Source organism: Gordonibacter pamelaeae (assembly GCF_003340385.1).
Classification (GTDB): Bacteria; Actinomycetota; Coriobacteriia; order Coriobacteriales; family Eggerthellaceae; genus Gordonibacter; species Gordonibacter pamelaeae.
In genome coordinates, this window is record NZ_PPTS01000001.1 from 568,885 (window position 1) to 594,828 (window position 25,944).

22 protein-coding genes are annotated in these 25,944 nt (G+C 67.3%); 13 read left to right on the forward strand and 9 right to left on the reverse strand.

Going from position 1 to position 25,944, the window contains the following annotated elements; all coding sequences use genetic code 11:
* Positions 1–94: 94 nt before the first annotated feature.
* Positions 95–1,528 carry an SLC13 family permease gene (locus tag C1877_RS02470; RefSeq protein ID WP_181813775.1) on the reverse strand — a complete coding sequence of 478 codons (1,434 nt, stop codon included), beginning with the start codon at positions 1,526–1,528 and terminating at the stop codon, positions 95–97.
* Positions 1,529–1,869: 341 nt separating this feature from the next.
* Between C1877_RS02470 and C1877_RS02475 the strand changes: the two genes are divergently transcribed.
* Positions 1,870–3,309, forward strand: a complete 1,440-nt coding sequence (locus C1877_RS02475) for an SLC13 family permease (protein WP_049784058.1) — start codon at positions 1,870–1,872, stop codon at positions 3,307–3,309.
* 90 nt (positions 3,310–3,399) lie between these two features.
* On the opposite strand, the gene C1877_RS02480 is transcribed toward C1877_RS02475, so the two are convergent.
* From C1877_RS02480 to C1877_RS02490, 3 genes are all read right to left on the reverse strand, one after another.
* Positions 3,400–4,797, reverse strand: a complete 1,398-nt coding sequence (locus tag C1877_RS02480; RefSeq protein WP_015539449.1) for a helix-turn-helix transcriptional regulator — start codon at positions 4,795–4,797, stop codon at positions 3,400–3,402.
* Positions 4,798–4,948: 151 nt separating this feature from the next.
* Positions 4,949–5,878, reverse strand: coding sequence for a sensor histidine kinase (locus tag C1877_RS02485; RefSeq protein WP_114568293.1), 930 nt, complete (start codon positions 5,876–5,878; stop codon positions 4,949–4,951).
* Positions 5,879–5,988: 110 nt separating this feature from the next.
* Positions 5,989–6,684 carry a response regulator transcription factor gene (locus C1877_RS02490; RefSeq protein WP_015539450.1) on the reverse strand — a complete coding sequence of 232 codons (696 nt, stop codon included), beginning with the start codon at positions 6,682–6,684 and terminating at the stop codon, positions 5,989–5,991.
* Between the two features lie 124 nt (positions 6,685–6,808).
* On the opposite strand from C1877_RS02490, the gene C1877_RS02495 reads away from it, so the two are divergent.
* On the forward strand, positions 6,809–7,588 hold the full coding sequence (locus C1877_RS02495; RefSeq protein WP_041239232.1) for a type III pantothenate kinase: 780 nt from the start codon (positions 6,809–6,811) through the stop codon (positions 7,586–7,588).
* 13 nt (positions 7,589–7,601) lie between these two features.
* Here the strand turns inward: C1877_RS02495 and C1877_RS02500 are convergent, their stop codons facing one another.
* Both C1877_RS02500 and C1877_RS02505 read right to left on the reverse strand, forming a co-directional pair.
* The gene (locus tag C1877_RS02500) at positions 7,602–8,111 is read right to left on the reverse strand and encodes a type II toxin-antitoxin system VapC family toxin (RefSeq protein ID WP_114568263.1); all 510 of its coding nucleotides are present in this window, start codon (positions 8,109–8,111) and stop codon (positions 7,602–7,604) included.
* Complete coding sequence (locus C1877_RS02505) at positions 8,087–8,452, reverse strand: type II toxin-antitoxin system RelB/DinJ family antitoxin (RefSeq protein ID WP_015539454.1); 366 nt, start codon at positions 8,450–8,452, stop codon at positions 8,087–8,089. Before C1877_RS02505 ends, C1877_RS02500 begins: the two co-directional genes overlap by 25 nt.
* 219 nt (positions 8,453–8,671) lie before the next feature.
* On the opposite strand from C1877_RS02505, the gene C1877_RS02510 reads away from it, so the two are divergent.
* The 8 genes from C1877_RS02510 to C1877_RS02545 all read left to right on the forward strand — a co-directional run bounded on the left by C1877_RS02510 (position 8,672) and on the right by C1877_RS02545 (position 17,807).
* Positions 8,672–10,360, forward strand: a complete 1,689-nt coding sequence (locus C1877_RS02510) for a formate--tetrahydrofolate ligase (RefSeq protein ID WP_041239233.1) — start codon at positions 8,672–8,674, stop codon at positions 10,358–10,360.
* A gap of 162 nt (positions 10,361–10,522) precedes the next feature.
* On the forward strand, positions 10,523–11,770 hold the full coding sequence (locus C1877_RS02515; RefSeq protein ID WP_227154923.1) for an ATP-binding protein: 1,248 nt from the start codon (positions 10,523–10,525) through the stop codon (positions 11,768–11,770).
* 386 nt (positions 11,771–12,156) lie between these two features.
* Entirely contained in the window at positions 12,157–12,771 is a 615-nt protein-coding gene (locus tag C1877_RS02520; RefSeq protein WP_114568265.1) for a cyclodeaminase/cyclohydrolase family protein, read from the forward strand.
* A 25-nt stretch (positions 12,772–12,796) separates the two neighbouring features.
* Positions 12,797–13,666: a bifunctional 5,10-methylenetetrahydrofolate dehydrogenase/5,10-methenyltetrahydrofolate cyclohydrolase gene (locus tag C1877_RS02525; protein WP_015539456.1), complete on the forward strand. Its 870-nt coding sequence runs from the start codon at positions 12,797–12,799 to the stop codon at positions 13,664–13,666.
* Between the two features lie 2 nt (positions 13,667–13,668).
* Positions 13,669–14,322 carry a 4Fe-4S dicluster domain-containing protein gene (locus tag C1877_RS02530; protein ID WP_244909771.1) on the forward strand — a complete coding sequence of 218 codons (654 nt, stop codon included), beginning with the start codon at positions 13,669–13,671 and terminating at the stop codon, positions 14,320–14,322.
* Positions 14,323–14,326: 4 nt separating this feature from the next.
* On the forward strand, positions 14,327–16,663 hold the full coding sequence (fdhF, locus tag C1877_RS02535) for a formate dehydrogenase subunit alpha (protein WP_114568266.1): 2,337 nt from the start codon (positions 14,327–14,329) through the stop codon (positions 16,661–16,663).
* The gene (locus tag C1877_RS02540) at positions 16,660–17,283 is read left to right on the forward strand and encodes a 4Fe-4S dicluster domain-containing protein (protein ID WP_114568267.1); all 624 of its coding nucleotides are present in this window, start codon (positions 16,660–16,662) and stop codon (positions 17,281–17,283) included. The genes fdhF and C1877_RS02540 overlap by 4 nt, the downstream gene beginning before the upstream one ends.
* Positions 17,283–17,807, forward strand: coding sequence for a 4Fe-4S dicluster domain-containing protein (locus tag C1877_RS02545; RefSeq protein WP_015539458.1), 525 nt, complete (start codon positions 17,283–17,285; stop codon positions 17,805–17,807). Before C1877_RS02540 ends, C1877_RS02545 begins: the two co-directional genes overlap by 1 nt.
* Positions 17,808–17,813: 6 nt before the next feature.
* Here C1877_RS02545 and C1877_RS02550 read toward each other — a convergent pair whose 3' ends face one another.
* The gene (locus C1877_RS02550) at positions 17,814–18,890 is read right to left on the reverse strand and encodes a M24 family metallopeptidase (RefSeq protein ID WP_015539459.1); all 1,077 of its coding nucleotides are present in this window, start codon (positions 18,888–18,890) and stop codon (positions 17,814–17,816) included.
* 240 nt (positions 18,891–19,130) lie between these two features.
* Between C1877_RS02550 and tsaE the strand changes: the two genes are divergently transcribed.
* The 3 genes from tsaE (at position 19,131) to C1877_RS02565 (ending at position 23,171) form a co-directional block, all read left to right on the forward strand.
* Positions 19,131–19,646: a tRNA (adenosine(37)-N6)-threonylcarbamoyltransferase complex ATPase subunit type 1 TsaE gene (gene tsaE, locus C1877_RS02555; protein WP_015539460.1), complete on the forward strand. Its 516-nt coding sequence runs from the start codon at positions 19,131–19,133 to the stop codon at positions 19,644–19,646.
* Entirely contained in the window at positions 19,643–22,174 is a 2,532-nt protein-coding gene (gene tsaD, locus C1877_RS02560; protein WP_390624756.1) for a tRNA (adenosine(37)-N6)-threonylcarbamoyltransferase complex transferase subunit TsaD, read from the forward strand. Before tsaE ends, tsaD begins: the two co-directional genes overlap by 4 nt.
* Before the next feature lie 118 nt (positions 22,175–22,292).
* Positions 22,293–23,171, forward strand: coding sequence for a BRO-N domain-containing protein (locus C1877_RS02565; protein WP_114568269.1), 879 nt, complete (start codon positions 22,293–22,295; stop codon positions 23,169–23,171).
* 125 nt (positions 23,172–23,296) lie between these two features.
* Here the strand turns inward: C1877_RS02565 and C1877_RS02570 are convergent, their stop codons facing one another.
* Both C1877_RS02570 and C1877_RS02575 read right to left on the reverse strand, forming a co-directional pair.
* A complete protein-coding gene (locus C1877_RS02570) occupies positions 23,297–24,796 on the reverse strand; it encodes an MFS transporter (RefSeq protein ID WP_220149883.1) in 1,500 nt (499 codons plus the stop codon).
* Between the two features lie 120 nt (positions 24,797–24,916).
* On the reverse strand, positions 24,917–25,663 hold the full coding sequence (locus C1877_RS02575) for a class I SAM-dependent methyltransferase (protein ID WP_041239238.1): 747 nt from the start codon (positions 25,661–25,663) through the stop codon (positions 24,917–24,919).
* Positions 25,664–25,944: the final 281 nt, after the last annotated feature.

The window sequence follows — 25,944 nt, forward strand, 5'->3', positions numbered from 1 at the left end:
CGGGCCCGGCAAGCGCCAAAAGGGAAGGGCCCGGACCCCTTGCGGGGTCCGGGCCCTGGAAACGCGAGTCCGCAGAGAGCTCGAACGTTGCGAATCAGTACCCCACCAGGCCCACGAGCGGGGCGAGGATGGTGGCGTGAAGGATCATCATGGCGATGGTCGGCGCGATGCCGGCCTTGAAGAACTCGCCCATCTTCCACTGGCCGTGCTTGAACGTCATCATGTTGTTGCTGTCCACGCCCAGAAGGAACGTCGTGTTGGCGTTGAACGCGATGATGATGGCGAACACGGCGGCCGACACGCCCATGGCAGGTCCCATGCCCGCAAGCGGGATGAGGCTGATGGCGATGAGCGCCGGGCCCACCGGGATGATCAGGCGCATGAGCGGCAGCGCCACGGCGGTGGCGGCGACCACGGCGAACGCCGACACGGCCATCTTGCCCACGGTTGCGCCGAAGAGCCAGCTCGCCGCGCCCTGCTCCTTGATGCCGCCTGCGATGGACTGCACGCAGCCGATGAGCAGCACGATGGCCCACTGCACGCTGGCGATGTACTCTTTCCAGGTGAGCACGTCGATGCCGGGCAGGAAGAACAGCGCCAGGCCCGCGACGGCGATGGCCGTGGCATCCCAGCCCGTCCAGTTGCTGGCCACCCAGGCCACGATCATGAGCGCCAGGATGGCGAGCACCTTCTTGTCGAACCCGTCGAGCTTGCCCACCGAGGCGCCCGACTTCTCGATGGCGAGCATCGTCTCTTCGGAGATGCGATCGGTCTTGAAGATGAACACCACCGACAGCCAGCACACCACCAGAAGGATGAGGGCGATGGGCGCGCAGATGATGACCCAGTCGAGGAACGAGATGGTGAAGCCCGCGTTCGCGCCCAGCATGTTCAGCGTCATGATGTTGAGCGCCGAGCCGGCCGGCGTGATCATGCCGCCCATGCACGAGGCGTACGCGATGCCTATCATGAGCGCCTTGCCCAGGTTGGCGGCGTGCTTCGCGGTGCCGTTCTTCTGCTCCACCTCGATGATGCTGGACATGGCGATGCCCGCGAACAGCGCCGTGCAGGGCAGGTTCGACACGAACGCCGAGATCACGGCCGTGGCGATCATGAACATGAGTACCGTGAGCTTCGCGTTGCCCTTCGTGATGTGCATGAGCGTGAACACGATCTTCGTGGGGATCTTCGTCTTCAGCAGCGCCGACGTGATGCCGAACGACGCCAAGATGAAGAAGATCACGTTGCTGATGAAGTTCGCCCATACGCCGGGCGTGCCGTTGTACGGGAAGATGCCGAATCCCGGCATGAGGCACATGAGCGCCAGGCCCGAGATGGCCATGGGCACCGGCTCCGTCACCCAGAGCACGATGCCGGACACCATGAGCGCGATGGCCATCTTGCCCGCGTAGGACAGGCCCTCCGGCGTGGGCAGGAAGTGCGCGATCACGATGATGGTCACGGCCACGCCGATGAGCGCCAACCGCTTGCCGAGCGACGTGCCTTGTTGCTTGTTGTTGTCGGACATGAGATGAATCAACCCCCTTGCTTTTCCAGTAGGATCCTTGTTCGATCGGAGCTTCGGACGATCCCCCTTTCTTCGCTGTCCCTCGCGCGAGCGGCGCGCCTCTTTTCCGAATGCTCGCATCCCACTATCTCCGAGCGCGCAAGGCCGCGAATCGAGTAGCCGTTGCTAAAACCGGGGGAAGTCATCGAAAAATCCGTATGAAGAGCCTGCACGAAGGGGGTCATACGCACAGTAGTATGGCGTTCGTGCGCTTTCCTTTCAGGCGTCCGATTCGCGGGCAGCGCGTTCACGTTATGGTGGGCGCCTGTTCGAGGGCTCGACGTGCGAGGGGGAGGTAGACGATGGGCGGAGACGGGCGGGATACGCGACGCAGCCAGGCGCCTGCTGGCGGCGCGGCGGCCAAGAGGGCCGCGTGCGTCGCGGTGGCGGTGGTGCTGGTTGCGGCGGCTTGGCTGGGGCCCACGCCGGAGGGGCTTACCGAGGCGGGGAAGATGTCGCTCGCGCTCATGGTGGCGGGCATCTTCCTGTGGGTGACGGAGCCGGTGCCCGTGGCCATCTCGGGCCTCGTCATGATGGTGCTCATGCCCGTGTTCGACGTGCTGGAGTTCAACGGCGGCGTGTGGAGCGGGTTCATCAGCAGCGTGATCTTCTTCATCTTGGCGTCGTTCGGCATCACGGCGGCGCTGCTGAAGACGAAGATCCCCACGAAGATCGTGTTCGCGCTCATGCGTCTGACGAAGGGCAACGCGCGGGCCACGGTGGGCGCGTTCATGGTGTCGGCGGCGGTGCTGTCGTTCTTCATCTCCGACCTGCCGTGCACGGCGCTGTTCGCGGGCATCGCGGTGTCGAGTATCCTCAAGATCGAGGGGTGCGAGCCCGGCAAGTCCAACCTGGGGCGGGCGCTCATGATAGGCATCACGTACGCATCGGTGGTGGGCGGGCAGTCCATCCCGTCGGGCAGCGCCATGAACATCATGGCCATGAACGTGCTGGCCGCCAACACCGGCATCGAGATATCGTTTCTGGACTGGACGGCCATCTGCATGCCCATCGCGCTCGTGCTGCTGGCGGCATGCTGGCTGTCGGTGACGCTCGTGTTCCGCCCGGAGCCCATCTCGGCGGCCACCATGGCCTGCATCGAGGAGAAGGGGCGGGCCGTGGGCCGGCTGGAGACGCTGGACTGGAAGGTGCTCGGCATCATGGGCGTGACGTTCGCGCTGTGGATCGCCAGCAACTGGACGGGCTGGGACGCCACGGCTATCGCGGTGCTCTGCCTGGTGCTGTTCTTCCTGCCGGGGCTGGACGTGCTCACGTGGCGCGAGTACACGGCGTCGGTGTCGTGGAGCATCGTGCTGCTCATCGGCTGCGTGCAGTCGCTGTCGGGCGGCGTGAAGGAGCAGGGGGCGGCCAGCTGGCTGTTCGGCTCCACCGTGGGCAAGCTCGCTGTGAGCGGCGGGGCCGTCGTGGGCGCCACGGCGGCGCTGCTGCCGCTTCTGCGCCTGGTCATTCCCGTGGGGCCGGCGTTCATCGCCATCTGCCTCATCCCGCTCGCGTCGCTTTCGACCGCGTTCGGCGTGAGCCCGGTGGTGTTCACGGTCATCGTGGCGGTGAACGCATCCACCACGTTCCTCATGGGCGTGGACAGCAACAACATGCTGTCGTTCCGCTACGGCTACTGGAAGATGACCGACTTCTTCAAGGCAGGCGTGCTGCCCACGCTGGCCATGGTGGCGCTGCACGCCACCGTGCTCGCCCCGCTCGTGGCGGCCGTGGGGTACTAGGCGGGCACGAGCACCCTGCGGCGTCCGAGGGCGCGGCAGGCGGCGTGCGTCGCACGTTCGGCTCGCCCGCCTGCAAGCTCCGTTGGCGCCCTACTGGTACACGACCTCCGTGGAGTCCACGATGCTGATGAGCTCCTGCTGCGAGTTGATGCCCATCTTCTGGTAGATGTGGTACACGTGCGTCTTGGCCGTGTACGCCGAGATGTTCAGCTCGTCGGCGATGAACTGGGCGTTGCGCCCTTTCGCCAGGTAGTACAGGATCTCGCCCTCGCGGTTCGACAGCTTGTAGGTCTGCGCCGCCTGGTTGCAGCGCTGCTTGAAGTAGCCGCCCTCCGCGATCTCGGCCTTCACCGTCTTGTCGGCGAACGTGTTGTCCTTGAACGGCACGAACGCAGCCAGCAGCGCCAGGGCGAGCAGCAGGCCGAGCGCCAGGTACGGCACGTAGGCGAACAGGCTCGGGTCGGTGCGCTCGATGGCCATGCACGCGACCCAGCTCACGATCATGCCCGCCGGCAGCACCAGCTGGCCGCGCGCGATGCGCCAGAACGGCGAGGGGTGGCCGCTCGCGAAGCCCACGAGCGCGCTCATGTTCGAGAAGTCCAGGTACACGTACACGCCGACGATGAACAGGCAGCACGCCAGCATGAGCCCCGGCCCGAGGAACGCGAGCCCCAGGAATCCCACCACCAGCAGCAGGAGCGCCACCTTCTCCGCGGTGCCGAACGGCACGTAGCGCTTCACCAGCACGCTCAGCGCCAGGTGCAGGCCGGCGCCGCATGCGATGGCCGCGGCGATGGCCAGCGGGTCCACGGCGTCGAGGTTCGCGCACAGCAGGTAGAGCGCGATGCCGAACAGCGCGCCGAACACGGCCACGGTGAAGCCGGTGAGCGGGAACAGGCGCGTCTGCTCGAGGGGTGCCTCGGGTTCCTGCTCGCTGCCCACGATATGGGTGCGCACGTAGTGGAGCACGGCCAGCGACGCCAGGGGCAGCAGTACGAGCGCCACGTCGCCGTAGGGCGGGCGCAGCTCGCACGCGAACAGGTAGATCACGGCTCCTGCCAGGGCGCTTGCCGACAGGTACGCCCCCACGTCCTTCTGCCAGCCCACCATGAACACCTTGGGCCACAAGAGGAAGACGAGCGAGAACCCGCAGCCGCCCAGGAACCAGGCGGCGAAGAACGCGGCTGGAGGGACGGCCAGGTAATGCGCTGCGAGGTTGAGCAGCCCGAGCGGCAGCGACAGCAAGGCCGCCGCCCAGGGGAGCGGGTCGTGCTCGGTGCGGCCGAAAAGGTCGCGCTTCAGGTACACGAGCAAGAGCACGGCCAGCACGCCCACGAGGAACGCCAGCTTGAGCGCAAGCGACAGGTCGCCGGCATGGCTGGCCGGATAAGGGCTCAAGAGCACGAGGTAGAACCAGGCCCAGAAAGAGGCGAACCCCGCCGAGGCCACTGGAAGCATGGTTCTCACATGCGCTTTCTTCACTTTCATAGTGCGTTGCCTTCCCCTGAATCTCTGCATAGGCCGCCTGCGCCGGCGGCGCGTCGTTCCATTATAGGCAAACCGCTGCGATGGAAGGCGCAGACCGTGGCCGAGGGCAACGTTGTTCCGACGCCGTTGCGCAGCGGTGCTCCCGGTGTCCCTAGGCTTTCGCCGGGACTGCCTCCGCCGGGATGGACGGCAGCGCCACGATGAAGCAGGCGCCGCCCTCGGGCAGGTTGATGGCCTCGACCGTGCCGTCGTGCGCCTCCACCACCGATTTCACGATGGCCAGCCCCAGCCCCGTGCCGCCCGTGCCGCGGCTGCGCGAGGCGTCGGCGCGGTAGAAGCGGTCGAACAACAGCTTGGGGTCGGCGTCGCCGAAGCCGGGGCCGTCGTCCTTCACGGCCAGGATGGAGTTGCCGCGCAGGCCGAACAGCTCGATCGTGATGTGCCCGCCCGGGTCGATGAAGCGGCTCGCGTTCTCCACGAGGTTCGTCACGGCCTGCTTGAGGCGGTCCGGGTTGCCCAGCACGTCGGGCGCCTCGCCCACGATCTCGGTGTTCGCCTCCCGGTCGCGCAGGATGGGCTCCAGCGCGTCGATCACGCTGTGGGCCAGGCCTTTCAGGTTCACCCGTTGAAGTTCGAACGGCGTGTGGTCGTTCTCGATGCGCTGGAGGGCCAGAAGGTCGTTCGTCAGGCGGCTCAAGCGCTCGCTCTCGCCCACGATGATGGAGCAGAACTTGTCGTGCAGCTCGGGCGGCAGGTCGGGGTCGGAGAGCATCTCGGCGTTGCCGCGGATGGCGGTGAGCGGCGTGCGCAGCTCGTGGGCCACGTCGCTCACGAACGCCGACTGGCGGCGTTCCTTGAGCGCGAGGTCGATCTGCTGGGACTTCGTCTTCTTCACCAGCGAGTCGATGGTCTTCGACAGCTCGTCGGCCTCGTGCAGGCGCCCGTCGGGGGCGAGCGACACATCGGAGCCGGAACGGACGGCCTCGGTCTTCTTCACCAGCACGTTCAGCGGCTCGGCCAGGAAGTGGCCGATGATGAGGCTGAGCACAAACGTTGCCAGCCCGGTGGGCACGAGAAGCAGAAACGCCTTCGGCGGGGTGCCGAAGGCGATGAAGCAGGTGAGCACGATGATGGCGCCGGCGAGCAGCATGAGCAGCGTTGCCAGCAATGAGAAGTATGTCTGCAGCCTCTTTATTGTCTGAACCTGTACCCGTATCCGCGAACCGTCTCCACCAAGCCGGGATCGTACCCGGCACCCTCAATCTTATCACGGAGGCGCTTGATGTGGGTGTCGACCGTCTTGGTTTCCGTCAAGTATTCCCAACCCCACGCGTCGCGCAGCAGGTCCTCGCGCGACACCACCTTGCCGGCGTTCTTCATCAGGCTGGCCAAGAGCTCGAACTCGCGCGGCGTGAGGTCGATCTCGCCATGCTCGCCCGACGCCGTGTGGGCGTCCTCGTCCAGCGTGATGCCGCTGGCCGTGATGGCGTGGTTCGCCCCGGGGAAGTCGCCGCCGGAGCCGCGGCGCAGCAGCGCGCGGACGCGGGCGATGAGCTCGCGCACGCCGAACGGCTTGGCCAGGTAGTCGTCCCCGCCGATCTCCAGGCCAACCACCTTGTCGAGCTCCGTGTCGCGCGCCGACAGGAACAGCACGGGCACCGTGGTCTTGGAGCGCAGGCGGCGGCACAGCTCGTAGCCGTCCATGCCGGGCAGCATGATGTCGAGAACGAACAGGTCGTAGGGGTTCTTGGTCGCCAGGGCCAGGGCCTCTTCGCCGTTGTCCACCACGTCGGTGTAGAAGCCCTCCTTCTTCAGGGCGTAGCTGACGAATTCCGTTATGGAAGGCTCGTCGTCCACGACGAGGATGCGGTTCGGTGTATCGTTCATGTGATACCTTTCTACGAGTGCGTAGTCAGATAAGGGCGGCAGGCGACCGCTTGGTATAATGATCAACCGCAACTATATCCGCTCCCGTCCGTTTCGCCTGCGTCCGAGGGGGTTTGTCAAAAACATGTTACTTGCCATCGATGTGGGGAACACCCAAACCGTCATGGGGGTCTACGAGGGTGAGGTGCTCGCCCACATGTGGCGCGTGGCCACGAACAAGAGCCATACGTCCGACGAGCTGCGCGTGAAGGTGCTGCCGCTTTTGGACTCGGAGGGCATCGCGCCGGACGACCTGCAGGGGGCGGCGCTCGCCTCCGTGGTGCCGCAGCTCACGCAGGCATGGTGCGCGGCGCTGCATCGTATGCTGGGCATCGACGCGCTCGTGTGCACGGCCGCCTCGGCCGGGGAGCTGTTCCCCACCACGTACGCCAACCCCGGAGAGATCGGCGCCGACCGCGTGGCCGACGCCGTGGCCGCGCGGTCGCTCTACGGCGCGCCCGTGGTGGTGGTGGACTTCGGCACGGCCACGAACATCGAGGTGGTTGACCGCGAGGGGCGCTTCATCGGCGGCGTCATCGCGCCGGGCGTGGACACGAGCGCCGCGGCCCTGTTCTCGCGCGCCACGCGCCTGGCCGCCATCGACCTGGTGGATCCGCACACGGCCATCGGCGGCAGCACCGAGCAGGCCATCCAAGCCGGCATCGTGTACGGCGAGGCCGATCGCGTGGACGGCCTCGTGCGCCGCATCTTCGCCCAGCTAGGCTACGAAGCGCCGGTGGTGGCTACCGGCGGCCTGGCCCCCCGCGTGGCCGAGCTCTCCCAGACCATCACCGCCACGAACCCGGAGCTCACGCTGGAAGGATTGCGCCTGATCCACGAGGCGCAGGGCGGGGGAGTGGCGTAAGGACTGCCGGGGGCTACGCGGTCATCAACGCGAGCAGGTCGTGCGGGGAGAGTGCCGCGACGGGCGATTTGCGGAGCAGCGTTTCGTCGCTGGTGACGAGGAAATCCGCTTGCGAGCGCTCCATGGCGGCGAGCACGAGGTCGTCCTCTAAGTCCTCGTGGACGGTGCGGAACTTCGTCGCGATCCAGAGGTCGGACTGGTCGACGGGGACGACGGTCGCCATCTCGCCCATGGAGAGCACGCAGCCCCAGGCGTACTCGTTCACGGCGGCGGCGATGGTTGCCGTCACCTCCGCGCCGCTGGCTCGGACCCTCCGTTTCTCACGTTCCTCGAGCAGGTAGTAGACGTCTTTTACCGAGGAGGCGGCATAGAGCAGCGCGATCTGCCGGCTCATCGCGTGCGTGACGAGCGCCGTGGCATCGGCGCGCCCCGGCCGGTCGCTGGCGAAGAGGTCCACCCATACATTGGAGTCGAGCAGTAGCTTTGCAGGCGCCGTGGTCACAGGAGCCCCCGATCTTCCCAACGCGACAGAAGGGCCTCTCCCCGTAGCTGGCGGTCGGTAAGGGCTTCCTCGGCTTCAAGTTGAAAGCCCAGGGTGGTCTCAAGGCGCTCATGCAGGCTCAAGGCTCGTTCGAGTGCCTCGAGCTTCGCATCGGCCGCCGCCTTTGCGGATGGATCTTGGCCGCCGCCTTCGGCCTGCTGCAGAAACTGCCTCACGACCAACGGCTCGTGCGCATGCGATGCGGCAAAGCTCCAGATCGCGCGCACGGCCTGAGACGAGGAATAGCCTGCTTGAGCGAGAACGGCGTCCCCGCGCTCTTTCACCTCGGCATCGATTCTCGTATTCATCTGCGCCATGGACATTGCGACTCCTCGGTTCGTTTCTCACGATGATAGCAGTATAGCATTAATGAGGTTAGTATGCTATCTCTGGAACGGCAGTTGTTTGGGAAGCCATTGAGCCCTGGATGGCAACCCGGTTGCTGGTATTTGATGGCCCTTGCGGGAAAGTAGGTGGTCAGGGGGTGGAAAACCAGTAGAATGCAGGAAAGCGCACCGACGAGGAAAAAGGGAGGGCCCCACGTGTTGAGCGACATCGAAATTGCCCAGGCGACGAAGCCGCGGCACATCAGCGAGATAGCCGAGAAGGCGGGCGTGCCGCAGGAGTACCTGGAGATGTACGGCACGAACAAGGCGAAGGTGGACTACAACCTGCTCAAGGATCAGGAGCACACGCCGGGCAAGCTCGTTCTGGTCACGGCCATCAACCCCACGCCGGCTGGCGAGGGCAAGACCACTACGACGGTGGGACTGGCCGACGCGCTGGCGAAGCAGGGCAAGAACGTGGTCGTGGCGCTGCGCGAGCCGTCGCTCGGCCCCGTGTTCGGCATCAAGGGCGGCGCAGCCGGCGGCGGGTACGCCCAGGTCATCCCCATGGAAGATATCAACCTGCACTTCACGGGCGACTTCCATGCCATTGGAGCCGCCAACAACCTGCTGGCGGCGCTCCTGGACGCGCACATCCACAACGGCAACGAGCTGGGCATCGACGTGCGCAAGATCACGTGGAAGCGCGTAGTGGACATGAACGACCGCCAGCTGCGCAACATCGTGGACGGCCTGGGCGGCAAGGCCCACGGTGTGCCGCGTGAGGACGGTTTCGACATCACCGTGGCCTCCGAGGTCATGGCCATCTTCTGCCTGGCCACCTCCATCACCGACCTTAAACAGCGCCTGGGACGCATCGTGGTGGGCTACACCTACGACGACCAGCCGGTCACGGCGCACGACCTGCACGCCGAGGGCGCGATGACGGCCCTGCTCAAGGACGCGCTCAAGCCGAACCTCGTGCAGACGCTCGAGGGCACGCCGGCGTTCGTGCACGGTGGCCCCTTCGCCAACATCGCACACGGCTGCAACTCCATCATGGCCACGCGCATGGCCATGGCGCTGGGCGACTACTGCGTGACGGAGGCCGGCTTCGGCGCGGACCTCGGCGCGGAGAAGTTCCTCGACATCAAGTGCCGTTTGGCGGGCCTCAAGCCCGACGCGGTGGTCGTGGTGGCCACGGTGCGCGCGCTCAAGAACCACGGCGGCGTGGCGAAGGCCGACCTCAACGAGGAGAACCTCGAGGCGCTGGAAGCCGGCCTGCCGAACCTCCTGCAGCACGTGGAGAACATCACGCAGGTGTACCACCTGCCGTGCGTGGTGGCCATCAACGCGTTCCCGACGGACACGAAGGCCGAGCTCGACCTCGTGGAGGCCAAGTGCCGCGAGCTGGGCGTGAACGTGGCGCTGTCCGAGGTGTGGGCGAAGGGCGGCGAGGGCGGCCAGGCGCTGGCGACCGAGGTGGTGCGCCTGTGCGCCGAGGGCGACGCCGAGGGCCGCAGCGCCGAGACGTTCGAGTTCTCCTACGACGACGACCTGTCGCTCGCCGAGAAGATCGAGGCCATCGCGAAGCGCATCTACCATGCCGACGGCGTGACGTTCGAGCCCGCCGCCAAGAAGGAACTCGCGCAGCTCGAGGCGCTCGGCTTCGGCGGCATGCCCGTGTGCATGGCCAAGACGCAGTACTCCTTCAGCGACGATGCAGCCAAACTCGGTGCCCCGCGCGGCTTCACCGTCACGGTGCGCCAGGTGAAGGTGTCCGCCGGTGCCGGCTTCGTCGTGGCGCTTACCGGCTCCATCATGACGATGCCCGGCCTGGGCAAAACCCCCGCGGCGTTCAAGATCGACGTCGACGAGAACGGCAAGATCAGCGGGTTGTTCTAAGTTCTGACTGTGTGAACGGGGCTCGGCGCAGATGTCGCCGAGCTCCGTTTTTTAACGGACGCCTACGCCTCCATACTTATATAAAGTCGAGCATACTCTACGATAGTCTTTAAAATCCATTGATTATCGACTATAATCGACTAAATTGAAATGGAGGCTGCTATGCGAAATCGCATTCCAAGACCACATTACCAACAACTACTCACGCGATATCGCGACACGGAATTCGTCAAAGTCCTCACCGGCGTGCGTCGCTGCGGCAAATCAACGCTGCTCGACCTGTTTATCGAGGATTTGCATGCCCAAGGCGTGCCGGAGGAGAACGTGTTCCGCAAGCGGTTCGACGAATTCGGGCTACCGCTCAACCCAACTGCCGAAGACCTCCAAGACGAGATTGCGGCTGCGCTCGATTGCGCTGATCCATCGCATATGTTCTACGTTGCTCTCGACGAGATTCAAATGGTGTCCGAGTGGGAGCGAGTCGTGCGCGGGCTCCATACGCGATCCGGGGTCGACGTGTATATAACCGGATCGAACGCCTACCTGCTTTCGTCCGACCTTGCGACGCTACTTGCAGGCCGTTACGTTGAGCTGGATGTATACCCGCTTTCTTTCTGCGAGTATCTGGAGTTTAGCTCGCGTATCCGAGGGAAATCTGACGCTGCGTTGAACACGCTGTTTGCGGACTACCTGCGGTACGGCGGCATGCCCAGCATTTTCGCGCTCAAAGAGCCCCGCGAGGAAGACATCGCGCGTGAGCTCACTGGCATATTCAACTCCGTCATCGTCAACGATGTGGCGCAGCGGTTTCAGATTCGCGATTATGCGTTGCTCGAAAAGCTGGTCGCCTATGTGTTCTCGACGTCGGGCAACCTGTTCTCGGTCAAAAGCATAGCGAACTACTTGAAGAGCGCGGGGGCGAAAGCCTCCTACGAGACGATCGACGGGTATCTGCGCGCGCTTGAGCAGGCGCTTGTTCTACACAGCGCCCTCCAAACCGGGGTCCAAGGCAAGCAGTTGCTCAGGCCGCTGAGGAAATACTATCCCGTCGACACGGGCCTGCGGAACCTTCCGGGAGGGTTCTCGGGGCGGGATGTGGGCTTCCAGCTGGAAAACGTGGTGTATTTGGAGTTGATCAGGCGAGGATTCAACGTGTCGGTGGGCACGCTCGAGAAAGGCGAGGTGGATTTCGTCGCACAGAAACGCGACGTGCGGCACTACCTGCAAGTCGTTGACTCGCTTGTTGATACAGCGACGTACGAGCGCGAGCTCAAGCCTTTGCGCATGTTAGAGGATGCCTTCCCCCGGATCATTCTCACATTGGATTGTTTGCGCGTAGGGACAACCGAAGAGGGTATCCACATCGTGAACTTGATCGACTGGCTGCGGGACCAGTCCGAGGCCCTGTGATTCGCTTGGCTGCCGGGCGGTTTTTATAGCCATCGAGCACTTCTCGGTTTCCTCAAGGTTCTCAGAATGAAACATTATCATTTTTAATGCCCGAAACGGCGCACATGCAGCCGTTCATTTTCGAGCAAGGTATTCGGTGGGGTAATGCCTCCTCACCGCGTCGCTCTCCGCTCCAAAAACACACCTCAGCGCACGAGCCGTGTTTTTGGAGCGAAGAGTGGGCCGGATGCCGCCTGGCCGCACGTCGAGGGTTCGTGCAGGTTTCTAGGCGCGCCGGGGGAAGGTGCGGACGGTGGCGTATCATACGGGGTGCCGGCATGCGCGGCGCATCCGCGTTGAGCCGGCCATCCCAATCAAACTTGACGCTCGCGCAAAAGGGAGGCGCCATGTACGACACCTCATTCATCGACGAGCTGGCCAGCGCGGCGCCTGCGCCGGGCGGCGGCGGGGCCTCGGCCTATGCGGGCGCGCTCGCGGCGGCGCTCGCATCCATGGTGGGCAACCTCACGGTGGGAAAGAAGACCTACGCCGACGTGGAGGACGAGGTGCGCGCCTCGCTCGACCGTCTTGACGCGCTGCGCGCCCATCTCATCGCGCTCGTGGACGAGGACGCGCGCGCCTTCGAGCCCCTGGCCGCCGCGTACCGCCTGCCGAAGGCCACGTCCGAGGAGCAGGCCGCTAAGAACGCGGCGCTCCAGCAGGCGCTCGTCGGTGCAAGCGACGTGCCGCTCGCCATCATGCGCGCGGTGGCCGACGTGGTTGACGAGGCCGACTACCTGGCCCATCATGGATCCAAGATGGCGCGCTCCGACGCCGGCGTGGCCGCGGCCTTCGCGCGCGCGGCTTCCGACGGCGCGAGCCTCAACATCTTCATCAACGCCGCCTCGATGGACGATGCGGCCCGGGCCGCGCGCTACCGCGGCGAGGCCGAGTCGCTGGCCGCGCGCACGCGCGAGCGCTGCGACGAGCTGTTCGACTTCGTGAAAACGTCCGTCTCGTAAACCCCCGAAGGAGCGAATCATCCCCATGGCCACCCTCCTCACCGGAAAGCCCGTCGTCGACCGCCTGGCGCAGGAGCTCGCGCCGCGTATCGAGGCGCTCGGGCGCGCCGGCATCGCTCCCACGCTCGCCATCGTCCGCATGGGCGAGCGCCCCGACGACCTGTCCTACGAGCGCACCGCCAAGAAGCGCGCCGAATCGCTCGGCATAGCCGTGCACCCGTTCGTCCTGCCCGAGGACGCCCCGCAGGAAGCCCTCGAAGCCGCGCTCGACGAGGTGAACGCCGACGACTCCATCCACGGCTGCCTGCTGTTCCGCCCGCTGCCCGCGCATATCGACGAGGCGCGCGCCTGCGAGCTGCTGGCCCCCCGGAAGGACGTAGACGGCATCACGCTCGCCTCGCTGGCCTCGGTGTTCACCGACGGCGGCACGGGATTCCCGCCCTCGACGGCCGCCGCGTGCCTCGAGCTGCTGGACCACTACGAGGTGCCGCTCGAGGGCAAGCGCGTGGCGGTGGCGGGCCGCAGCCTGGTGGTGGGCAAGCCCGTGTCCATGATGCTGCTGCGCCGCAACGCCACGGTGACGCTCTGCCACAGCCGGACCGAGAACCTGGCCGACGTCGTGCGCGAGGCCGACGTCGTGATCTGCGCCACCGGCCGTGCGCGCATGTTCGGCGCGGAGTTCTTCCGGCCCGGGCAGACGGTGCTCGACGTGGGCATCAACTTCGACGCCGAGGGGAACCTCTGCGGCGACGTGGACTTCGACCAGGCGGAACCTATCGTGGACGCCCTCACGCCCGTGCCGCGCGGCCTGGGCACGGTGACCACCAGCGTGACGATGGCCCACACCGTGACGGCCGCCGAGGCCGCGCTCGCCGCGCCTGCGGGAGGGCGGTAGGCTTGCGCGCTGCGACGCCCTCCGGACGAAAGTTCATCGTGGCCGACCCGTCCGTCTGCATCGGCTGCAAGACGTGCATGGCGGCCTGCCTCATGCGCCACGACGCGCCCGGCGACGTGGCCGTGCCGCGCCTCACGCTGGTCACGACGCGCACCATCTCCGCGCCCGTAGGCTGCCACCACTGCGCCGAGGCCCCGTGCGTGGACGCGTGCCCCACGGGCTGCCTGTTCAGCGACGACGATCACGTGGGCGTGCATCCCGAGAAGTGCATCGGCTGCCGCAACTGCGTGCTGGCCTGCCCGTACGGCGCGGTGGAGATCGTGACCGAGAAGCTGCCGCCCGAGCCGGAGCCCACGCCCGAGGAGGCGGCCGCGGCCGACGCGGCGGCCAAGGACGACAAGACCGCCAAGGGCTCGCGGGCCCGCGCCCGGGCGAAGAAGCGCAAGCGCACGCGCTCGACGGTGGTGAAGTGCGACCTGTGCACGGGGCATTCGGGAGGCCCGGCGTGCGCGAAGGCGTGCCCGACTGACGCGCTGCGCCTGATAGACGCGCAGTACCTGGAGCGGGCGCGGCAGGGCAAGCGCAAGGCGGCGGCACGTGCCACGGCGTCGTTCGCCAGCATGAAGCTCAACGCGAGCCTGGACGAGGGGGAGTAGCCTCATGGAGAAGCATATGGCGGTGTGCCCGTACTGCGGGGCCGGCTGCAAGATGAACCTGATGGTGGAGAACGGCCGGGTCATCGACGCGGAGGGCCTGCCCGGCGTCACGAACGAGGGCGAGCTGTGCCTCAAGGGCCTCTACGGCTACGACTTCGTGAACGACACGCGCATCCTCACGCCGCGCATCTACCATCCGATGATCCGCCGCACCAAGGGCGCGCCGCTTGAGCGCGTGAGCTGGGACGAGGCGCTCGACTTCACGGCCAGCCGCCTGCGCGCCATCATCGAGGAGAGCGGGCCCGAGGCCGTCATGCTCACGGGATCGTCGCGCGGGGCAGGCAACGAGGCCAACTTCGTCATGCAGAAGTTCACGCGCGCGTGCCTGGGCACGAACAACATCGACAACTGCGCGCGCACCTGCCACGCGGCCAGCGTCATCGGCCTCATGGAGTGCGTGGGGTCGGGCGCGATGAGCGTGAGCATTCCCACGCTTGAGGAAACGGACTGCATCCTGCTCATCGGCTACAACCCGGCGGCGAGCCATCCCATCGTGGCGCGCCGCATCGTGCGCGCCAAGGAGCGCGGCGCCGAGCTCATCGTGTGCGACCCGCGTGTCATCGAGAGCGCCCGCATCGCGGACCTCTACCTGCCGCTTGCGAACGGCTCGAACCTTGCGCTGGTGAACGCGCTCGCCTACACCATCATCGACGAGGAGCTGGCCGACTTCGACTTCATTGATGAGCACACCGAGGGCTTCGACGACTGGTGGGAGATCGTGCAGGACTACGCGCCGGAGGACGTGGAGGGCGTGTGCGGCATGCCCGCCGAGCTCATCCGCCAGGCCGCGCGCCGCTACGCCACGGCCGAGACGGCGGTGGTGGGCTGGGGCATGGGCGTCACGCAGCACGCGCAGGGCGTGCAGACGGTGCGCGCCATCGCGGCGCTCGCGCTGATCACCGGGCACATCGGCAAGCCCCGAAGCGGCCTCGCGCCGGTGCGCGGCCAGAACAACGTGCAGGGCTCGTGCGACATGGGCATGTGGCCGAGCCTCTACCCCGGCTACCAGCGTGTGGACGACCCCGCCGCGCGTGCGAAGTTCGCCGCCGCCTGGGGCGTTCTCGAGGAGCGCCTGTCGCTCGAGCCCGGGTGGAAGCTCACCGACCTGCCGCACGCGGTGGGGGAGGGCAAGATCCGCGCGTTCTACAACTTCGGCGAGGACCCGCTGCAGACCAAGCCCGACACCGCGCAGGTGCGGCGCATGCTGGAGAGCCTCGACCTGCTGATCAGCCAGGATATCTTCATGACGCAGACCACGGCGCTGGCGGACGTGGTGCTGCCCGCCACGTCGTGGGCCGAGCATGACGCCGTGTACACCGCGTCGGACCGCTCGTTCCAGCTGACAACGGCCGCGCTGCCGCCGAAGGGCGAGTGCCGCCACGACTGGGAGATCTTCGCCGACCTGTCAACCCGCATGGGCTACCCGATGCATTACGAGAGCACGCGCGAGATCTGGGACGAGGTGCGCGCGCTGTGCCCGCAGTTCGCCGGGGCCACGTACGAGAAGATGGCGGGCACGGGCTGGGCGCAGTGGCCCATCTTCGCCGACGCGGCCGACGACCCGGAGAACCACGGCACGCCCGAGCTCTACGCCGGCGGCGCGTTCGCCACGCCCGATGGGAAGGGCCACCTGGTTGCGGCGCACTGGCGGCCGCCTACCGAGAAGCCCGACGACGCCTACCCGCTCGTGCTGTGCACGGTGCGCGAGGTGGGGCACTACTCGTGCCGCTCGATGACCGGCAACTGCAAGGCGCTGGCCGCGCTCGCCGACGAGCCGGGCTACGTGAGCATCAGCCCGGCCGACGCCGAGGCGCGCGGCATCGACGAGGAGGAGCTTGTGTGGGTGCGCTCGCGCCGCGGCAAGGTGCTCGCGCGCGCGGCGGTGGACGAGCGCGTGAACGAAGGTGCGGTGTACATGACCTACCAGTGGTGGATCGGCAAGTGCAACGAGCTCACCCTGCACGTGGTGGACGGCGAGTCGGGCACGCCCGAGGACAAGTACAGCGCCTGCGAGGTGGAGGCCATCGCCGACCAGCGCTGGGCCGAGGATCACCTGGTGGAGCGCTACGCCGCCCTCAAGGCCGAGCTCGCCGCCGAGGCCGATCGGCAGAACCCGCCCGAGCCGGAGCCGGAGGCTGCGAGCGAAAGCGAGCCCGCTGCGGAGCCCGCGGCCCCCGACAACGCCCCTGCTCCCACGCCCGCGGCCGCCTTCGCGCCCCACGAGGCCGAAGTGGCCGGACGTGCCCTCTACGCCAACGGCGAGGAGGAGACGCTGGTATGAACCGCTTCGTCGTGTCCGACCCCGCGCGCTGCATCGGCTGCGGAGCCTGCCGCGTGACGTGCAGCGAGGCGCACCGCAAGCGCGCGCTGCGCCCGGCGTCGCGCATCTCGCTCGTGAAGACGCGCGAGGTGTCGGCCGCGGTCACCTGCCATCAGTGCGAGGGCGCGCCCTGCCTGGCGGTGTGCCCGGAAGGCGCCATCTACCAGGAGCGCGACCGCCTGCAGGTGGACGAGGCGCGCTGCACGGGGTGCCTCGTGTGCGCGCTCGCGTGCCCGTTCGGGGCCGTGTACCCCTCCGCTCCGTCCACCGCGCACGTGAAGGCCGCGCCGTACAGCCGCGCGTCGTCGGCGCGCTCGGCCGGCCTGCTGCGGCAGAAGGAGACGGGCGCGTACACGTCAGTGGTCATCTGCGACCTGTGCGCGAAGTCGCCCGATGGCCCGCGCTGCATCGCGGTCTGCCCGACGAAGGCTCTTGCGCTGGTGGACGAGGAGATGCTCGAGACGCTGGGGAAGAGCCGCCGCATCGAGGCCGTCGAGCGTGCCGACGCCGCCCTGCGCGGCGGCCTGCCCGACGACGCCTTCGCGGCCGCGTTCGATCTGTCCGAGGAGGTTGGGCGCTGATGGCCGCCGTGAAGCCCCGCGTGCCCAACCTCATTTCCGATCGCGGCCGCACGCCGCGTCCCGGCCACGCATCGGGCGTGGCGGAGGGCAAGCCGCGCCACGACTTCTCCGCCTGCATCGCGTGCGCCGCCTGCGCGGCGGCCTGCGACGCGAACGCCATCCGCATCTTCATCGACGAGGACGAGGGCCTGCTCGTGTGGACGCTCGACCTGTTCGACTGCACGCACTGCGGCCGTTGCGTTCCCGCGTGCCCCACCGGCGCCATGGACGTCATCGAGGGAGCCGGTTTCGCCGACGAGCCCGAGCTGCCCAAGCGCTGCCTGTTCACGTTGGCCGAATGCGCCTCGTGCGGACGCTACTACGCCACGAACAAGGAGATCGAGTTCGCGAACGCCCTGCTCGAGCAGGAGGAGCACGCCGACGCCGCCCGCGCCCGCGCGCTCACGTCCATCTGCCCCGACTGCAAGCGCGCACACGACGCCAAGGCCGCCGGCCGCCGCGCCGCCATGAAGCGGCGCAGTTAGGAGTCGCTATCCCAGCACCTCCAGCTCGTGAGGGTAGGCGTTGAGCGCCTCGCAGCCGTCCTCGGTGACGATGACCAGGTCCTCGATGCGCACGCCGAACTCGCCGGGCAGGTAGATGCCGGGCTCGATGGAGAAGCACATGCCCACTTCGACCGGGGCCTCGTGAACCGACGAAACGTCGCCCGGCTCGTGCACGTCCAGGCCGATCTGGTGCCCCAGGCGGTGCGTGAAATAGGGTCCGTAGCCCGCCTCCTCGATAACCTCGCGGGCGGCGCGGTCGATGTCGCAGAAGCGCACGCCGGGGGCGACAACGCGTTGGGCGGCCTCGTTGGCCCGCCGCACCGTCTCGTACACCTCGCGCTGTTTCTGCGTGGGCTCGCCGAAGAAGAACGTGCGCGTCATGTCGGCGCAGTACTCGCCCTGGCGGCAGCCCACGTCGAACAGCACCGCGTCCCCGGGCGCGAGGCGCGTGCCGTCGGGCTCGTGGTGCGGGTCGGCGGCGTTCGCGCCGAAGCTGACGATGGGGGAGAACGAGTGGCCCTGCGCGCCCAGCTCGCGGTAGACGACCTCCAACTGGCCTGCCACCTCGGCCTCCGTCACGCCCTCGCGCACGAGCTCCTTGAAGCGCGCCATGGCGGCGTCGTTGGTGCGCGAGGCGGTGCGCATGAGGTCGCGCTCCTCGGCGCTCTTATGGGCGCGCGCATCGTCGACCACGTCCGAGGCCAGCACGAAGCCGCTCGCCGCCCCGCGTTCCATAAGCGGGATGAGGAAGCGCGCCGCGAGGTTCTTGTCGCAGCCCAGCGGGCGGGCCGGATCGCACAGGTCGGCCGCCGGCACCAAGGGGTCCTCCGTGTCGTTGAACGTGCGCACGGCGCACGCGAGGTCGGCCGGCACGGCGAACATCTCGTTGTACACGAGCGTGGGCGTGCGCCCTTCGCCCAGCACCAGGCCCAGAAAGCGCTCGCCCGGTTCCACGTAGGCGCCGGTCAGGTACTGGATGGACCGCGGATCGCAGACGAGCATCTGCGAGAGCCCGCGCCGGGCAAGGTTCTGCATGACGGTTTCGATACGCGCTTCGTACATGGGTGGGTTGCCTCCTTCGTGTTGCGCCGCCTCTGCCGGGCTGGCAGAGGCGGGTTTTGCGTTAAAGGCGATGATAGGGCAAAAGCGATGCGCTGCGATGAGAATTTTGCCGCCGCGCCCGTCCGGCGGCGGCCTGCGTGCCAGCGGCCGGCCGTGCATGCCGTTGCCGCGCCATGGAAGATTCCCGATTCCCCGTCGCCGTCGTGGCCTGGGCGGCCGGGTTGGCGTATCATACGAGCCATGGCTAACGGACTGACCTACATACGCAAGACCACCTCCCCCGAGGCGACGAAGCAGCTGGCTTCGACGCTGGCGCCCTACCTGCACGAGGGCGACGTCGTCGTGCTCTCGGGCGACCTGGGTGCGGGCAAGACGCAGTTCGTGCAGGGGGTCGCCGCCGCACTCGGCGTGCACGACCAGGTGACCAGCCCCACGTTCAACATCCTGTTGCAGTATCCGGGCGGTCGGCTTCCGCTGTACCATTTCGATCTGTATCGGCTGGAAGATCCCGACGAGCTGGAGGATATCGGCTACTTCGAGACCATCGACGGCGACGGCGCCTCGTTCGTCGAATGGGGCGAGAAGTTCCCCTCGGCCCTGCCGTACGGCTACCTGGAGATCGCGGTCACCGTCGACGCCGACGGAAACCGCACCGTGCGCGCGCAGTCGTTCGGCGACCGCGCACGGCAGCTGCTGTTCGTATGGGCGAAGGACTCGAAGTCGCGCCTGATGAAGGCAGCGGGGTGCTGCGGGTGAGCGATCAAGCGTTTCCGGTGGCGCGCGCGGCGGAGGCCGACGCGTTGCACGGTGCTTCCCAGGGAGCGCGGGCGCGCTACGTGCTTGCGTTCGACACGGCCAACGAGGTCATCGCCATCGGCTTGGGCGCGCTGCATGGGGAAAGCCGCACGGTGGAGGTCGTCGCCTGTGCCGAGGCATCGGCGCATCGCGCTTCGAACACCCAGCTGCTCCCGCGTATCGACGCGCTGCTTGCCGAGCAGGGTGTGGCACGCGGGGAGCTGGCATGCATCGTCGTCGGCCGCGGGCCGGGGTCGTTCACGGGCGTGCGCATTGCCATGGCAACGGCCAAGGGCGTCGCGTCGGCGCTGGGCGTGGGGCTCGTGGGCGTGTCGTCGCTCGACGCCGTGGCGTGGAACGCGCAGGCGGCGGGCGTGCGCGGCCCGCTGGCCGTGGTGGCCGACGCCATGCGCAAGGAGGTGTATCCCGTTCGCTACCAGTTGACGGGCGAGGGCGTCTGCCGTCTCGGGGCCGATCGTGTGGTGAAGGCCGAGGCGGCTGCTGCCGAGCTGGCCGCATGCGCGACGGAAACGCCCCGCCTGGCCGTCACCGGCGACGCGCTGGCGAAGTACGCCGACCTGTTCGCGCCGGCGGGCGAGCCCCTGCCTTCGGAGCTGTGGGCTCCCACGGGCCGCGGCCTGCTGCAGGCACTGCAAGCCGCCTGGCGTGCAGGCGAGGCCGATCCCTTCGATGCCGCCCGGCACAACCCCGCGTTCGCGCTCCCCGTGTACACGCGCCTGTCCGATGCGGAGGAGAACGAGCGCATCCGCCTGGCGAAGAACGATCCGAAGAACCTCGCCGCCGGCGTGCAGGATGTGGCCCCGCGCCGCGACCAGCGGGCGAGCATGCACGACACCGCCATCCTGAACGCCCGCCCTGCCGCCGACGGCATCGTGTACAAGCCGCTCGACGCCGCGCATGCTGCCGCCGTCTCCGCGCTGGAGGCGCAGGTCATGGGCTCCGATGCCTGGAACGAGCACCTGGTGGCCGACGAGCTCCCGCGCCCCGACCGCGTCTGGTGGGCTGCTTACGATGGCGAGCAGTTGCTCGGCTATGCGGGCGGCTGGGTCGTGGACGGGCAGGTGCAGATCCTCAAGGTGGGCGTCGACCCGTCGCAGCGTCGCCGCGGCATCGCGCGCGAGCTGCTGGCCCGTGTGGCGGCCGATGCGCGCAACCTGGGCGCGGCGACGTGCTCGCTCGAGGTGCGTGCGGGCAACGTCGGTGCGCAGGCGTTTTACGAGGCGCTCGGCTTCCACACGCTGGGCACGCGCCCGCGCTACTACTCGGACGGCGAGGACGCCCTCATCATGGAGGGCCCGCTGCCACTCGCCCCGCACGACGTGGCCGGCATGCAGCTGCAGGTCGACGCCGCCCGCGCGGAGGCCGCCGTGCGCGTCGGGGATCTCCGCGGCGACGTGGCTGGCGAGGAGCCTGCCCGCCCCGCCGTGGCGCGCCCGCTCATCCTGGCTATCGAGTCGTCCTGCGACGAGACGGCCGCCGCCATCGTGGACGGCGAAGGCAACCTCGTGGCCGACATCGTGGCCTCGCAGGTGGATTTCCACGCGCGCTTCGGCGGCGTGGTGCCCGAGATAGCCAGCCGCAAGCACATCGAGGCCATCTGCGGTGTGTGCGACGAATGCCTCGACGTGGCTGCCGCCCACCTGGGACTGGAGCACCTGACGTGGTCAGACCTCGACGCCGTGGCCGTCACCTACGCGCCCGGCCTCATGGGTGCGCTCATGGTGGGCGTCGCGTTCGCGAAGGGCGCGGCTTGGGGCGCCGGCAAGCCGCTCATCGGCGTGAACCACCTTGAGGGCCACCTGTACGCGAACAAGATCGGCGCGCCGGACTTCGAGCCACCCGCCGTGGTATCGCTCGTGTCGGGCGGCAACACCATGCTCGTGCATATGCGGGGCTGGGGCGATTACGAAACGCTCGGCGCCACCATCGACGATGCGGTGGGCGAGGCGTTCGACAAGGTGGCGAAGGCGCTCGGGCTGGGGTATCCCGGCGGCCCCGTGATCTCGCAGCAGGCGGCGCTTGGCAACCCGGATGCCATCGCGTTCCCGCGCGCCATGATGCACTCGGGCGACCTGCGCTTCTCGCTCTCGGGCCTCAAGACGGCGGTCGTCACCTACATCAACAACGAGCGCGATGCCGGCCGCGAGCCCAACGTTCCCGACATTGCCGCCAGCTTCCAGCAGGCGGTGGTGGACGTGCAGGTGAAGAAGGCGGAGATGGCGCTGCGGCAAACGGGCGCGCGCACGTTCTGCCTCGGCGGCGGCGTGGCGGCGAACCCGGTGCTGCGCGATGCCTACCAGGCGCTCTGCAAGCGCCTGCACGTGCGCCTGACCCTTCCGCCTTTGAGCGCCTGCGGCGACAACGCCGGCATGATAGCGCTCGTGGCCCTCGACCGCTACTATGCCGGGAAGTTCTGCCCCTTGGACGCCGATGCCCAAGCCCATGCGAATTTAGACGAACCTTATTAATTAGTATAGAACATAGGTTCGCTTTATGATATACTGACGTCATCGATAAATCGCATGGCGTTGTGCTCGACCAAGCACCCTCCTGTCCAAAACGCCCCGGACCGAAGGAGGGAATCATATGGTCGATTCTTCTGTGAAGCTGTTCGAAAGCCAGGAAATACGCTCGGCGTGGAACGAGGACGAGGAGGAGTGGTACTTCTCCATCGTCGACGTGGTCGGTGCTCTGACGGAGAGCCAGGATGGCCGAAAATACTGGAATAAGCTCAAGCAGCGCCTCAAGGACGAGGGAAATGAAACGGTGACAAATTGTCACCAGTTGAAACTGAAGGCCGCCGACGGCAAAATGCGCCTGACTGACGTAGCAACCACCGAGCAAATCCTCCGTATCGTCCAATCCATCCCCTCCAAGAAAGCCGAGCCGTTCAAGCTGTGGCTCGCGCAGGTGGGCTCCGAGCGCATCGACGAGATCATCGACCCCGAGTTGACGCTCGACCGCGCTCTGGAAACGTACCTCAAAAAGGGGTACGACCGCAACTGGGTCAACCAGCGCCTGCAAACCAGCCAGGTGCGCAAGGGGCTCACCGACGAGTGGGAGAGGCGCGGCGTCGAGAAGGGCAAGGAGTACGCTATCCTCACCGACGAGATAACGCGCGCCTGGTCGGGGATGACCACTCGCCAGTACAAGGATCTCAAAGACCTCAAGAAGGAGAACCTGCGCGATAACATGACCACGCTCGAGCTGGTGCTGAACACCTTGGCGGAAGTGACGACGACGGAGTTCTCGAAAGCCAGCCAGCCTGAGGGCTTCGAGGAGAGCCGCCAGGTGGCACGCGAGGGCGGGAGCGTGGCCGGCGCGGCCCGTGCGCAGATAGAGGCCCGCACGGGCAAGCCGGTGACCACGTCTGAAAAAGCTCGCGACTTCGCGAACCTGATAGAAGACGTGCTCGAGACCGATTACGAGCTAACCGAAGGAACGGGGGAGCCTGAAGGGGACTGATCCGGAGGCTCGCGTGAGGCGGGCTGCGGCACAACGAGTCGCATGCGGCTGTCTGCTCGGACGCCCCTTCTAAGAGGTCCTTTGGGAAGCGGGTTAAATTGCCGGGTCTGCGTCGCGACGCTTCCCTAGGCCTTCTTGCGGTCGCGCCTGGTACTCGGGTACGAGAACCAGGCGACTACCCAGGCGGCAAGGATGCAGCCCATGACGCAGCAGATGGTGGCGGGGAAGCCGGCCGCGTCGTTGACGAGCCCCCAAACGATGGAGCTGACGCCTATGCCGACGTCGCTCGCCAGAAGGTAGAGGGCGTTCGCGGCGCCCCAGCGCTCGGCGGGCGTGTTCTTCACGGCCACCGATTGGTTGAGCGGCATGCTCACGCCAAGGCAGACGCCGTACAGGATGCCGGCCGCGTAGTAGGCGAGGTCGCTCGATCCGGCCATGAGCAGCAGCAGGAAGCCGGCGAGCCCGCAGGCCGTCGAGGCGGTGCAGATCTTGAGGGGAGCGACGCGGTCCATGAAGGACTTCGACTTGAGGCGCACGGCTATCATGCTCAACGCCGAGAGCGTGTAGAACAGCCCGGGGTTTACCACGCCCAGGGATGTGCCGTACAGCCCGACGAAGAAGATGCCGAATCCGAATGCCGGGCTCAGCACCACCATCGGCAGCGCACCCGGCAACGCGCTCAACTCGAAGAAGCGCCCGAGGCCGCGGGCGGAGGGCTCGGGCGCAGCGCCGCGTGCCTGCCGGTTGTCGGTGACGCGGGCGGCGCACGGCCCAGCCCCGCCATGGCCTCCCCGCGCTTCGTCATGCTCCAACTCGCGGCGCTCCTCGTACAGCCGCCGGTACGCCGCGGTGGCGGGCAGGCGCGAGGGGTTGCGCTCGTAGCGGCAGAGCGCGGCGAGCACCAGGCCGAGCGCCGCGATCACGGCAAGGCCCAGGTAGAGGTTCGCGGCGGGGTCGGTGTTCACCAGGAACAGCGCCAGCGCCGGGCCCACGGACATGGCGAGCGCCTGGCCCAGCCCGTAGTAGCCGATGCCCTCGCCCAAACGGGAGAGGGGCAGCACGTCGGCTGCGGCGGTCGCCGAGGCGGTGGTGGCGGCCGAGAAGCCCACGCCTTGCACGATGCGGCAGACCACGAACACGGCGTCGTTGGAGCTGACGGCCGGCACCAGCGTGCCTGCCAGCAGCAGCGCCGCCCCGCCCACCATCACGCGCAGCCGGCCGGCGCGGTCGACGAGCGGGCCGCACACGATGCGCGCCGCTGCGGCCGCGGCCGAGAACACGGCGGCCAGCACGCCGGCGAATGCCGTGCTGCCGCCCATGCGCGCAATGAACACGGAGGTTCCCGAGTTGAGGCCCTGGCCCACCATGAAGCAGCACAGCGTGCCCGCCACGACGATCACGAACAAAGGCGACCATAAACGCTCGCGGCTCCCTGTCCCGCCTTGGCCTTGGCCGATTTCCCGAGGAGCTGCACTTGCGCCAAGCGATCCGGCAGGAACGTTGTCGCCGCCTGCGCCGGGCGCGTCGAGATTGCCGTACTCGGCAACCCCTTCGAGCGAGTCGCATGCGTCGAGCTCCTCAAGTGCAACGGCACCCTCGGAGATATGAGCGGTTTTCGAGTCCATGATGCCATCCTACGCCTTTCGGCATGCTCCGCATCATACCCAACGCTTGATTTCGCCCGCTCTGCACGCAAGTCGGTTGCGTTCGGGATGTCCCAAAGCCCCGTGCCGCGCAGGTCGGCCCTATCGCGCCGGTTTTCTCGCCACGTGGACCGCGGCGATGCCGCCAGTGTAGTTCTTCCAGATCACATCCTCGAATCCGGCCTTCTCCATCATGGCCGCCAAGCCCTGCTGGTCGGGGAACGCCTTGATCGAGCGCGCCAGGTACACGAAACCCTCGCGGTCGCCCGTGATGAGCCCGCCCCAGAACGGTATGAGGTGCTTGAGGTAGAACCCGTACAGCGCGCGCCACACGGCGTTCGGAGGCGTGCTGAACTCCAGGCACACGAGCGAGCCGCCCGGCTTCAGCACGCGGAACATCTCGCCGAGCGCCCGGTCGCGCTCGGGCATGTTGCGGATGCCGTAGGCCATGGTGATCGCATCGTACGACTTGTCCGCGTAGGGGATGTCCTGCGCGTCCACCACCTCGAAGTCCACCGGCACGCCGCAGGCCTTGCCGTCGGCATAGTGCATGCGCGCCACGTCGAGCATCTCGCTCACGAGGTCGGTGCACTGGATGTGGGCCGGCCGCTTCGCGCGCGCCACGGAGAACGCCACATCGCCCGTGCCGCCCGCGATGTCCAGCACGTCGTCGTCCGGGCCGATGGGGGCCTGGCGCATCATGCCGGCGAGCCAGGCCTTGTACGCGCCGAAGCTCGACACGGCGTTGAACCGCTCGTACTTCTTCGCGATGGCCGAGAATATCTCCTTCACGCGCGCGGACGAGAGGTCCGCGGGTGCTTCCTTGCCGGTGGCGGTGTCGATGCTCACAGGTGGCGCTCCATCAGGTAAACGTGGTCGGTCGATTGGCGAAGCCCCAGTATAGCGCGACGCCCCGAGAAGTCGATCGTTATCTCGCAGGTTCTCCTTAGATGGTCGGCCAGATACGGCACCGCGAACCCAATGGCTGGACAAAATCGAAGGCTGGGAGTGCGGCAGCCCGCTTGGACCGCCTAGACGGCGTAGCCGAGCCGCCTCCTGCGGCCCGTGATCGTATCGTACACCATCCGGCCCTCCTCGCGGAAGCCCTTGAGCCTGCCGTCCCTGTACCA